This window comes from Microcystis sp. BLCC-F209, assembly GCF_041928595.1.
GTDB lineage: Bacteria > Cyanobacteriota > Cyanobacteriia > Cyanobacteriales > Microcystaceae > Microcystis.
This window is the reverse complement of sequence record NZ_JBHFLL010000039.1, coordinates 1-10,577: the sequence shown is the minus strand read 5'-3', so window position 1 is coordinate 10,577 and position 10,577 is coordinate 1. Positions and strand designations below refer to the sequence as shown.

General features: G+C 41.1%; 11 protein-coding genes and 4 pseudogenes. 8 read left to right on the top strand and 7 right to left on the bottom strand.

The window, feature by feature from the left end; all coding sequences use genetic code 11:
• Together ACE1AQ_RS03040 and ACE1AQ_RS03035 are read right to left on the bottom strand one after the other, a co-directional pair.
• A pseudogene (locus ACE1AQ_RS03040) lies at positions 1–340 on the bottom strand (transposase); the annotation flags it as partial.
• A gap of 214 nt (positions 341–554) precedes the next feature.
• A complete protein-coding gene (locus ACE1AQ_RS03035; RefSeq protein WP_216644963.1) occupies positions 555–1,046 on the bottom strand; it encodes a hypothetical protein in 492 nt (163 codons plus the stop codon).
• Positions 1,047–1,288: 242 nt separating this feature from the next.
• Between ACE1AQ_RS03035 and ACE1AQ_RS03030 the strand changes: the two genes are divergently transcribed.
• From ACE1AQ_RS03030 to ACE1AQ_RS03010, 5 genes are all read left to right on the top strand, one after another.
• Positions 1,289–1,645, top strand: a complete 357-nt coding sequence (locus ACE1AQ_RS03030) for a hypothetical protein (protein ID WP_008202521.1) — start codon at positions 1,289–1,291, stop codon at positions 1,643–1,645.
• Positions 1,646–2,220: 575 nt separating this feature from the next.
• Positions 2,221–2,679, top strand: a complete 459-nt coding sequence (gene rplI, locus ACE1AQ_RS03025; protein ID WP_008202527.1) for a 50S ribosomal protein L9 — start codon at positions 2,221–2,223, stop codon at positions 2,677–2,679.
• A 99-nt stretch (positions 2,680–2,778) separates the two neighbouring features.
• On the top strand, positions 2,779–3,363 hold the full coding sequence (locus ACE1AQ_RS03020) for a chromophore lyase CpcT/CpeT (protein WP_008202529.1): 585 nt from the start codon (positions 2,779–2,781) through the stop codon (positions 3,361–3,363).
• A gap of 22 nt (positions 3,364–3,385) precedes the next feature.
• Positions 3,386–4,186, top strand: coding sequence for an exodeoxyribonuclease III (gene xth / locus ACE1AQ_RS03015; protein WP_110545017.1), 801 nt, complete (start codon positions 3,386–3,388; stop codon positions 4,184–4,186).
• Positions 4,187–4,324: 138 nt separating this feature from the next.
• Positions 4,325–4,879: a hypothetical protein gene (locus ACE1AQ_RS03010; protein WP_008202534.1), complete on the top strand. Its 555-nt coding sequence runs from the start codon at positions 4,325–4,327 to the stop codon at positions 4,877–4,879.
• Here ACE1AQ_RS03010 and ACE1AQ_RS03005 read toward each other — a convergent pair whose 3' ends face one another.
• The 3 genes from ACE1AQ_RS03005 to ACE1AQ_RS02995 all read right to left on the bottom strand — a co-directional run bounded on the left by ACE1AQ_RS03005 (position 4,880) and on the right by ACE1AQ_RS02995 (position 6,881).
• Positions 4,880–5,197 (bottom strand): hypothetical protein, encoded by a 318-nt coding sequence (locus tag ACE1AQ_RS03005; RefSeq protein ID WP_002763627.1) that lies wholly within the window; start codon positions 5,195–5,197, stop codon positions 4,880–4,882.
• A gap of 119 nt (positions 5,198–5,316) precedes the next feature.
• Positions 5,317–6,210: a beta-carotene hydroxylase gene (crtR, locus tag ACE1AQ_RS03000; RefSeq protein ID WP_008202538.1), complete on the bottom strand. Its 894-nt coding sequence runs from the start codon at positions 6,208–6,210 to the stop codon at positions 5,317–5,319.
• A 161-nt stretch (positions 6,211–6,371) separates the two neighbouring features.
• Entirely contained in the window at positions 6,372–6,881 is a 510-nt protein-coding gene (locus ACE1AQ_RS02995) for a transcriptional regulator (protein ID WP_172456647.1), read from the bottom strand.
• 258 nt (positions 6,882–7,139) lie between these two features.
• Between ACE1AQ_RS02995 and ACE1AQ_RS02990 the strand changes: the two genes are divergently transcribed.
• The 3 genes and pseudogenes from ACE1AQ_RS02990 (at position 7,140) to ACE1AQ_RS02980 (ending at position 9,167) form a co-directional block, all read left to right on the top strand.
• Positions 7,140–7,688 (top strand): PEP-CTERM sorting domain-containing protein, encoded by a 549-nt coding sequence (locus ACE1AQ_RS02990; protein ID WP_110545020.1) that lies wholly within the window; start codon positions 7,140–7,142, stop codon positions 7,686–7,688.
• Positions 7,689–8,243: 555 nt separating this feature from the next.
• The gene (gene queD, locus ACE1AQ_RS02985; RefSeq protein WP_039900104.1) at positions 8,244–8,618 is read left to right on the top strand and encodes a 6-carboxytetrahydropterin synthase QueD; all 375 of its coding nucleotides are present in this window, start codon (positions 8,244–8,246) and stop codon (positions 8,616–8,618) included.
• Between the two features lie 105 nt (positions 8,619–8,723).
• A pseudogene (locus ACE1AQ_RS02980) lies at positions 8,724–9,167 on the top strand (DUF29 domain-containing protein).
• Positions 9,168–9,353: 186 nt separating this feature from the next.
• On the opposite strand, the pseudogene ACE1AQ_RS02975 reads toward ACE1AQ_RS02980, so the two are convergent.
• A pseudogene (locus ACE1AQ_RS02975) lies at positions 9,354–9,467 on the bottom strand (ISAs1 family transposase); the annotation flags it as partial.
• Between the two features lie 105 nt (positions 9,468–9,572).
• Positions 9,573–10,478, bottom strand: a pseudogene (locus tag ACE1AQ_RS02970) (RNA-guided endonuclease InsQ/TnpB family protein); the annotation flags it as partial.
• Positions 10,479–10,577 lie beyond the last annotated feature (99 nt).

Genomic DNA, 10,577 nt, shown 5'->3' with positions numbered 1-10,577 from the left:
TTAGCTCTTCTATATTTTTTTGGAACATTTGATGTAGCTGGAGCCAATGATAGAGATGTTGACCCACATAAAAACTGCTGTGTCTGCGTTGACCTTTATATCTTTTTTCAGGTCTTGTGACATATTTTTGGATTCCCATATTCTTAATTTTTTTACCTTGTAGTGTGGCACTTGTATACGCAATAGCTATAACAATTATCAGCTTTGATAGGTATTGCGGTGCTAATTGAGAACCTTCTAAGCTATAGCCTCCCGACTTAAAATCTCGAAACATCTCTTCAATATCAAATCTTTTTTGATAGGCAATTATTGCCGTCTCTAAATCTTCAAAATTCGTCAAAATATATCAAGGTTCTTTTGTGGTAAAACCTCAGTAAGTTTTTTCCACTTACCAGCTAAGTTAAACGGTCTAAATCCCTGCTTTTTTGTAATATTTACATCATTCAAAAATAGTTGAGTTTCTGGACTTAGATCCAATCCCCTCATTTCTTGATAAACTACTTCCTCTGTCTTGACATTTCTGCTTTGTTTTTGTCTTAAAAAAAGTATACACTCTACTCGTGAAGCCACTTTCCAAGACTGACTGAGCAAAATTCTCTATCTCCTAACACCACGATTTTATGACCTGATAGCACCGTCAATATTTTTCCCAATACTCGCTGCTGTTCTTCGAGATTACTACTTCCTTTTTTATCTAATATTTCCCAATAGCTTGGCATGGCTCTCTTGTCATAAATTAGACTCACCATCAAGATATTAATTGCTCCGCAACTCGTCCAGTCTATGGCAATATATACTAATCCTTTTATTATGAATCTCTCCTGCTGTTTTAACATCTCTTTTAGGCAGAGAAACCAGATTTTTTCAATATTCAGAATTTCCAGCTTTAAAAATATTTTTAGTTTTTTTATCCGACTCTCAAACAGGATTGGTATTGGTAAGGCTTCCGCTAATATCTCTAACTTTGCTTGCTTCAATATTTGCAAGGTTCCAACTACCATTAACAACAGTAGATATCTGGCTCGCCCCAGTTCATTTTCTAACACTTTCTGGTATAATTCACTTATCATTTTTGTTCTCTAGGTCATATTTACTATATATGACCTATCTTTTTGGGGAGTCGATATCTGTATTCCATGCTACATAAGCTTTTCAGCTTGTTTGTCCCCCTGTCAGCTACTCACCCTCAGCAGGAAAAACCTATTTAGCAGAACTGCCTTGAGGTTATGAAGGAGAATGGGGACCTGGAATAAAAGCCTTAGTCATTAGCCTATACTACGCGGGCAACATGACCCAAGGCAAATTATTAGAGTTTTTAGAAGATATTGGCATATCCATATCAGTCGGATATCTATCGAACCTACTGATTAAAAACCAAGTGGAGTTTGAAAGCGAGAAAAATGAAGTATGTGCGTCAGGACTAGAGAGCAGTCATTGGCAACACTTAGACCAAACTGGTGCGCGGGTGGGTGGGGTGAACTATACCACTAATGTAATATGCAACCCTTTCTATACAATCTACTTGACCACTGCCAAAAAAGACAGATTGAGTGTAGTCAAAGTATTGCAAAATGCCCCAGAACTGGAGTTGATTCTCAATCAACTTACAGACAACTTACAAAGAGACTTTCCCAATCCCAACTAAATGGAAAAATGCTCTGAAACTATTACCTCAAGAAACTGTGTTGAGCGAAGCAGAGTTTAATGCCCTACTTGATACATATCTACCCAAACCAGGTTCTCAGCACCCGACTCGAATTATAGAAGCAGCAGCGATTGCTTTCTATCATCAACAAACTGATTGGCCAGTAGTGCAAACTCTGGTCTGTGATCATGCTCCCCAATTCAAATTACTGACTGATAATATTACTTTGTGTTGGGTACATGAGGGACGACATTATCAGAAGTTGACTCCTTCGTTTTCAGGAAATAGACCAACGTTTTGAGGCGATAGACCAACGTTTTCAGGAAATAGACCAAAGATTAGACAAACTCGACTATAAATCTGACACCTACGAAAAAGCCTCCGAGAAAGTGCTGAGATTAGCCACGACCTTTATTATCGCAGCCGCCACCGTAGCGGTTTTACCCTCGGCCTTTCAGGCAATCGGACCCCTATTAACCCAGATCATCGCCGCCGGCAATAACTAACTTGTGATCAAGACTTGACGATTGCATGGTATGATAAGGGTTTTGGAACTATTGTTTTAGGTCAAGATCATGGTGAAACGAATGCAGGTTATCCTCAATCAAAAAGTCAGCAAATTAGGTGAAAATGGCGATGTGGTGGAAGTGGCCCCCGGTTATGCGCGCAATTACCTTATCCCCCAAGGTGTGGCCGTTTTAGCCACCAAAGGCGCGATTAAACAGGCAGAATTTAGGAAAGAAAAAGAGCGTCAACGTCTCCTCGCCGAAAAACAAGAAGCGGAAACCAGAAAAACTGCGATCGAAAAACTCAGTCCCTACAGCATCCCTAAACAGGCGGGAGAAAATGAGGCAATTTTTGGTACTGTCACCAGTCAAGATGTGGCTACGGTTATTCTAGAAAATGCTAAATTAGAAATCGATCGCCGTGGTATTACCGTCCCCGATATCGGTCAATTGGGAGTCTATAAAGTACAAGTCAAACTCCATCCCGAAGTTAGTGCCGATATCGAAATTAAAGTAATCGCACAATAACAATTATCGGGTCATAGTTATCAGTAATCAGTGAAAACTTATCAGAGCAATTAACTAGCTGATGGCTGATAGCTAATAGCCATTCACATCTCAAAAACTATGACTCATCCCACGGATATAAAAACCCTAGCACGCTGGATGGCGGCGGATTTTAGTAATCAAGAACAAGCTTTTGCTAATCCGCCTTTTTTTGCTCATATTCGCGTGTGTATGCGTCCTCTACCCGATGAATTACTGGAGGGAACCAGTTTGTTTTTAGAGCAGGCCTACGATTTTATGCTCAATACTCCCTATCGTTTGCGAGTATTTAAATTGTCGGTAGTCGATGACCATATTGAACTAGAAAACTTTAAAGTTAAAGAGGAAGCTAACTTTTTTGGTGCTTCTAGAGAACCCCACCGTCTCAAAAATCTCACCTTAGACCTATTAGAACCGATGCCGGGTTGTGATATGAATGTCACCTGGACTGGTAACAGTTTTAAAGGGGTGGTGAAACCGGGTAAACAATGTTTAGTCTTTCGCAAAGATAAAATGACTTATTTGGATAATAGTTTTGAAATTAGTGAACGGGGATTAATTAGCGTTGATCGTGGTTTAGATCCCGAAACCGATCAATTAGTCTGGGGTTCGATCGCCGGTCCCTTTGAGTTTGTGCGTTGCGCCAGTTTTGCCGAGGAAGTATGAGAAAAATTCTTGGTTTTTAGCTATGAAAATCGCCACATGGAATGTCAACTCGATTCGCAGCCGACAAGAACAGGTAATTAACTGGTTACAACTCAATCCCGTTGAGGTTTTATGCTTGCAAGAAACCAAGGTCATCGATCGAGATTTTCCCAGAGAAGCTTTTGAATCTTTGGGTTATCATCTCTATCTCTCTGGACAAAAAGCCTATAATGGTGTGGCGATTTTTAGCCAAAAACCCCTGGAGGATATCACTGTGGGATTTAGTCCCATTATCGGCGAAAATTTAACGGGAGAACTGGACGAACAGAAACGGCTAATTACTGGAGTAATCGGCGATATTCGGATTATTAATCTCTACGTTCCTAACGGTTCTTCTCTAGATAGTGACAAATATATTTATAAGCTTAAATGGTTAGAAACTCTCAGGAAATATCTAGATAAAATAATTAATTCTCAACCCCAAGAATTATGTATCTGTGGTGATTTTAATATTGCCTTAGAAGATAAAGATATTTATGATCCCAAGAGCAAAGAAAATCATATTATGTCTTCAGCTAAAGAAAGAGAAGCTTTAGAAAAGGTCTTAGAAATTGGCTTACAAGATGCCTTTAGAAAATTCACCTCGGATCCAGGACATTATAGTTGGTGGGATTATCGCAGCGGTGGTTTTGCTCGTAACCGAGGTTGGCGAATTGATCATCTTTATTTAACTCCTCAGCTATACGAAAAAGCCGTTAATTGTCTAATTGATCGAGAACCCAGAAAACAAGAAAAACCTAGCGATCATACCCCTGTTATTCTGGAAATATCAAGCCAAAAATAGCTAAAGGATCAACCTAGACTTTGCACAGCCAGAATTTTGCTCTCTTAGCTTCCCTAAGTAGGGACTTTCACCTTGAGGATTTATTCGGTAACGAGAAAATGCTATGATTCGGGTTGAATTTACCAAGTTTATTAAATTATGCGTTCTCCCCAATTAATTGTTCTATTGCTCGGTTTATCCCTTCTCCCCGGCATCTCCCCCCCTTTGGTCAATGCTAATCCCTCGATAGTGCCAGTAAAACAATCGAGTAATCGCGATTGGGGACAAAAAATTAGCGAAGCGGAAATTAAAGCAATGATTCAAGACATTGAAACCGCTATTAAAGACAAAAATATCGCCCTAATCCTCAAACACTATGCCCCGTTTATTTCCTCGCAATTGACCATTAAAACCGATGCTAGTACCGAAATTTTTGAGTTAAATGGCATCACGGAACATAAAATATTTTTAGAGGAATCCTACAAAAATATTAAAAGTATAGAGGTTCTTTCTGAGAATTGGGACGTGGATATTCTTGCAAATAACGAGATGGCGATTATCACTCGCGAGCGGGTAGTCAATATTACCAACACCGAGGGTGATAACTATATAGTGGCATCGGCAGCGGTGGCTAAAGTCGCTCCCATCGACGGTAAATTGAGGATCTTTTCCATTCAAGAAACCGCCGAAGTGGGACGCAGACCAAAAAAATAATCAACCTCTCCGGTTGGGACTGGACCAACCCGACTCCCGCCGTCTTCGTCCCTCGATAAAACCGTCATCGTAGTCCCTAGAATTGCGCGGATTATCATAGCGGGCAAAGTTAAAACCGTCCTCTAGTCCGCGCTGAAATTCTTGCTCTGGTGGCACAAATCGATAACGTTGTCTATTATCCTGTACCGCCCGGTTGATTAACAAGGCCCCCGCTCCAATACCAACGGCCTCACCAAAGGTTAAAGACTTAGCATAATCGATGTTAATTGTCAAGAAAGTTGTTGTTAAAATTAAGGCTTTTCCCCAATGCTGACCCATAAAATCCTCCTTCAAAAAATCAAGTTGACAAAGAAACCATTACAGATACAGAGTTTCTCATAAAATCGACCACCGACTTGCCAAAACGAAAACTTTGTACCTCATCATTACGATAACTGCTATAAGTTAGATTTGGAAGAATGGGAGTGAAAGCGAATCCCCAAGAAGACGTCGTAGAGGAAACTCCAGAAATTCTTACCTTGCAGTAAACCTAAAGACTGTTCACACTCTTTTGCGTCTAAAAGCGGTTTAGTGGCATAGTATGCCGGTTGGTACTTGTACCAGGGAATCGACGGCCAAAGATGATGCACTAGATGATAATTCTGTCCTAAAATCAGCAGATTTAAGAGAGGACTGGGGTAAACGCGGGCATTTTTCCAACGATTGCGCTCTTGGAAAGGACGATGGGGGAGATAATCGAAAAATAAACCGAGGGCAATTCCCACCACTAAAGCGGGAACAAACCAAAAATTCATCACATAGCTGATAAAACCGTATTGACAGGCGACGATGACTATGGTAGCCACAAAAAGACGACTGAGGAACCATTCCAGCAGTTCGTATTTCCGCCAGAGTTGCCGCTTAAAAAAGAAAATCTCGTGATAAAAAAATCTGGCCGCAATCATCCACAAAGGGCCGCCAGTGGAGACAAAATGATCCGGATCATTTTCGGGATCGTTAACGTGAGCGTGGTGCTGTAAATGGACTCTAGTGAAGACCGGAAAGGCAAAACCGAGCATTAAAGCACTGCCATGACCTAAAATAGCATTAAATAGCCGATTACTATGGGCAGAATTATGAGAGGCATCGTGGATAACTGTCCCCGATAAATGTAAAGCGAGGACATTAGCACTAAAACAAATCCAGTCAGGCCAGGACCAGAGCCAATACCCACAGGTAGATAGGGTTATTAGGCTCAAGGCACTGAAAAACATGGTAACGTTTGGGTTGAAGCCCCCCGGTGCTTTTAAATACTCTTTGGGGACTGTCAGCAACATCTCGGCCGACTGCATTATGGGTGTTGCTCCTTATTGTGTTCGCTTTACTGGCGTAAATTATCATACTACGGCTTTTTCATAAAGTTTTGTAACATTATCTTAATTAATCTAAAGTTATGAAGAAAGTAAGGATTTGTTATATGGTCTTCCCCCCCAGTCCCCGAGGGAAAGCGAGGCTACAAGAGAAAATCACGGGCGCTTAACGCCAGTTTCGCACTTAAACGATTAAAAAATTCGGCTAGAGACTCGGCTTGAGAGGGAGCGATCGCCTGTTTCCCCCCTATCACCGATTCTACTCTATCCCGATCGCCGAAAATATCCACAAGACACTCCCTATCGATATCGAATTCATCCAGTAACGATTCTAACGTAGCGGTAGGATTTGTTCGGGCGATCGGATAATGTTTCCGCTCGTATTCTTCCACTAATAACACCAATAAATCGAATAATAGTCCTTCGTCATTGCTTAACTCCCGTGACATCATCCCTTCAATTATGCTTAAAAATCGCTCGTATTCTTGGGAGTTATTAATCGGTTTCGGTTGATACTGCAAGCGACCTTGAACCTCTACTAAATTTTTCCAGTTAGCCTTACTAGCGAAGTTATACCAATCGGTAAGAGCTTCTTCTGCGTCCGAGTGGCGTTCCCAAAACTCTCCTAATTTGACTTTACTGATCACGCCCATCGATCGCTAGTTTTATTGTTCTCTTTAACTTAGATAAACATCGATCGCTCTAATAATCATAGTATATGTCAATTTGACCGATCGCCCCTCGCACCCCAGAAAAGCGCACCACTTCGCCGCTCTCTTGGGAGATCGCCCTAAATCCCGAATCGAGTAATCAATAGCTAGATAAAGCATAATAAATATAAATAGCAACAACCTTGACAAAATCGGGGGGGGGGGTAGAATGCGTGGGAATTTAGCTAAACAATGTATTCTATGCCCCTCAAAAGTTCCCTTTGTTATTCCGTCGCCCTCGCCACGGTAGCCACCGCCACCCTTGCACCGGTTGCCAGCGCCGCAACTTTTAACTTTTCCTACACCTCCAGCTTAGGAACCATCACTGCGACGGTGGACGGAACCCTGCAACCAGATAACAACACGGTATTCGTCAGTTCTATCAGTAATACCACCTTTAACGGCTCTCCCGCTCCTGCCCTCCCGTTCATAGGTTCTTTTGACGCTTTGAACCTTTCTGGTAGTCTAACGGGTCAGGCGGTGCTATCCTTAGACGGATCGGGACTAGATTTTATCGCTTGTGACAACACGGCTTGCGATAATGATCTATTCGGCTTTGGCACCAGTAGCGACATTTTCGGGAACGTGGCTACGGGGTTCGCTTCCGAAGGTAGTTACGGTTCTACTGTTGAACTCTTCATCCTTGCCAATTATTCCCTGACCACCGTTCCCGAACCGGCGACGGTTCTCGGTTTACTCTCCGTTGCTGGGGTCGGTCTTTTGTGCAAAGGCCGGAAACTGGAAGGGTAATTTTGACTGACTGATCCCCGCTGCCCTCCTTGATAAGGGGGGTGCCGATAGCCCGGGGGATCACCCTTGATAAGGGTAGGGTCGTTTCATGCTCTCAAATGTCATTCTCTCAAATCTTTATCTGATACTAAATCCGTTGAGTAACGCACAGAAAACGGGTTTCTCGGAGAAACCCGTTTTCTAGTCATGCAAAAGGCAAAGGGGAATAAATAATCAGTTTTTAATAACCAGATTTAGTATGACAACGTTTTTAGTCGATTTCTCGGCAATATATATCTGAAAATTTCTAAAAACGTCGTGCTTTGCTTGCCTCATAAGCGATTAAAGATAGCAAAAAAAAGAATTAGATTCGGAGAATGAATCAGCCCTACCGACATCGGGGGGGCAAGAGGGGGGAGAGAGGAGTAGGATGTCTGCCATGAATAAAGAAAAATGGTATTAGATGCGCCAACAGCTTACTATGGACTAAGAATACTAAGCTTTTGACTAGAATGGATGACTATCAGTGGCCAAATAAATAAAGCAGACCTAACCGACAGTATCGACGGATTAACCATGGCAGAATGGATTATTTACAAAGAATTTCGCTTTGAAGCAGCCCATCATTTACCCCATTACGAAGGTAAATGTCGCCGTCTCCACGGTCATAGTTGGCTAGGACGCGTCTATGTGAAAAGTAATCATTTACAGCCCCAAGGCTCACAACAGGGAATGGTGATGGATTTTGGTGAAATTAAACAATATTTACAGCCATTACTCGATAATTTTCTCGACCATCATTATCTCAATGAAACCACTGGTTTAGAAAATCCCACCAGTGAAGAATTATCGCGCTGGATCTATGAAAAATTGGCAAAAGCTGGTTTACCCAACCTTCATGCCGTCGAAATCTGCGAAACCTGTACCTCTGGATGTACCTATTATCCCTAATCGGCAAGCTATCATTAGCTAGGATGGATTGCAAACCTATCCCACGAAAATTATAAGATTCCCAGTCACAATCCTCTAAGATGAAGGAGGTAGGAGAAACCTAATATGCTATCTACTGCCAAGAAACTTTATGACACAGACTTTAATCTGTGGGTAGAAGAAACTGCTAAATTACTTAAAGAAGGTAAGTGGGAGTACCTCGATTTAGAAAATCTGATTGAGGAAATTGAGGCAATGGGGAGGAGTGATAAAAAGGCTTTGAAAAGTAATTTATAAAAGCTATTGCTTCACCTCCTTAAATGGCAGTATCAACCCTCTAAACGTTCTCATAGTTGGCAGTATTCTATCACCGAACACTGTTTGAGATTGTTAGAAGTTTTTGAAGATAGCCCCAGTCTCAAGGTATATTTTGAGGAAGTTTTTGATCAGTGTTATCAAAATGCTTGCCTACTTGCCGCTAGAGAAACAGGGTTAGATAAAAAAACTTTTCCTCAAATCTGTCCTTTTGCCAAAACTGATATCCTCAATCCTGAATATCTACTGGATTAATAAGTAGTCGTGCAAAATTAATTTCCTAGTCGAGACGGGAGACGGGAGACGGGAGACGGGAGACGGGAGACAGCTATTAGGGATCGGATTTGATTTTTCAGTTCACTGTTTCCTCACACCAGAAGTCTGACGGAGTAGTGGCTTAGATGTGTAATTAATTTTGCTTAGGTACTTATAACCTGATTATCCTAGCATTGTTCCCAGTATTATTACTACTAATACTATCCATAAAAGGTGTCCTTTTCCTTTATCTTTCCGAAAGTCCTTGACTTGTTTCAGTTTTTCTATTAAGCTCAACATATATTTAAAAGGTTGGCAGTCACTTCTCATTTTACCTGACGGTGATCGCTTTTACTTTTGATATTCTGATGGGAGAATGAATCAGCCCTAGGGCAAGGGGGGGCAACTAACATCAGATATTGCCTGAGATAATTTCGGGTTTTTGACCAGATTCTTGACGGCTAAATTCTCAAGCACAATCGTTTGGTTTTCACGAACTAATTGAGTGGTTAGCTTATGTAAATGGTCTTTTCTGCTATCGGTGATTTGAGCGTGAATCTTGGCTACTTTGATTTTTGCCTTTTCTCGATTCTTTGAGCCTTTCTGTTTTCTAGAAAGGCTTTTTTGTGCTTTTCGCAGTCTCCGATAATGCTTTTTAAAATGCTTAGGATTAGATACTTTATCGCCATTGCTGGTAATTACTAGGCTACTAATTCCTAAGTCAATTCCGATGGCTTTATCTGTTACTGGTAAAGGCTTAATCGTTGGGTCATCAAATCTTATTGAAATATGCCAACGTCCTGAGGGATGTAATCTGACTGTTACTGTGCTTGGTTCACAGCTTTCTGGTATTTGTCTTGACCATCGAATAGGTAGAGGTTCTGTGCATTTAGCTAAATAGATTTGTTTGTCTTTGAACTTAAAAGCAGATTTGGTAAATTCGGCACTTCCTCACTGATGTTTTTTCTTAAAGTTAGGATACTTAGTACGACCGGCAAAGAAATTGGTCAAAGCTGTTTGTAAATGTCTTAAACCTTGTTGTAAGGGTACACAGCTAACTTCGTTTAAAAAGTCTAATTCTTCTTGTTTTTTCCAATCGGTTAGCATTGAAGAAGTTTGAGCGTAGCCTACTCTTTCTTGTCTTTCATACCAAGCTTGTGTTCGTTCGTGGAGAGCTTTGTTGTAAACTAATCTTACACAGCCCAAAGTGCGCCGCAATAGCGACTCTTGTTTTGGTGTGGGGTAAAATCGAAACGAATAGGCTTTTTCCCAGAAGTGTTGAACGTGGAAAAAAGTGGTACAAAATTTGATATTATAGATAAGAAAACAAAGTAAATGTACACCAATAAATGTGAATAAGCCATGCTAACAATTTTCCCAAAACTAATGAAAGAGCTTCTCAAGCCACTC

Excerpts from the sequence above, each read along its gene's own strand:
- ACE1AQ_RS03020 (WP_008202529.1), top strand. The coding sequence starts at position 2,779 with ATGACTCATCCCACGGATATAAAAACCCTAGCACGCTGGATGGCGGCG.
- queD (WP_039900104.1), top strand. The coding sequence starts at position 8,244 with ATGGCAGAATGGATTATTTACAAAGAATTTCGCTTTGAAGCAGCCCAT.
- ACE1AQ_RS03010 (WP_008202534.1), top strand. The coding sequence starts at position 4,325 with ATGCGTTCTCCCCAATTAATTGTTCTATTGCTCGGTTTATCCCTTCTC.
- ACE1AQ_RS03005 (WP_002763627.1), bottom strand. The coding sequence starts at position 5,197 with ATGGGTCAGCATTGGGGAAAAGCCTTAATTTTAACAACAACTTTCTTG.
- crtR (WP_008202538.1), bottom strand. The coding sequence starts at position 6,210 with ATGCAGTCGGCCGAGATGTTGCTGACAGTCCCCAAAGAGTATTTAAAA.
- xth (WP_110545017.1), top strand. The coding sequence starts at position 3,386 with ATGAAAATCGCCACATGGAATGTCAACTCGATTCGCAGCCGACAAGAA.
- ACE1AQ_RS03030 (WP_008202521.1), top strand. The coding sequence starts at position 1,289 with ATGACCCAAGGCAAATTATTAGAGTTTTTAGAAGATATTGGCATATCC.
- ACE1AQ_RS02995 (WP_172456647.1), bottom strand. The coding sequence starts at position 6,881 with ATGGGCGTGATCAGTAAAGTCAAATTAGGAGAGTTTTGGGAACGCCAC.
- ACE1AQ_RS02990 (WP_110545020.1), top strand. The coding sequence starts at position 7,140 with ATGCCCCTCAAAAGTTCCCTTTGTTATTCCGTCGCCCTCGCCACGGTA.
- rplI (WP_008202527.1), top strand. The coding sequence starts at position 2,221 with ATGGTGAAACGAATGCAGGTTATCCTCAATCAAAAAGTCAGCAAATTA.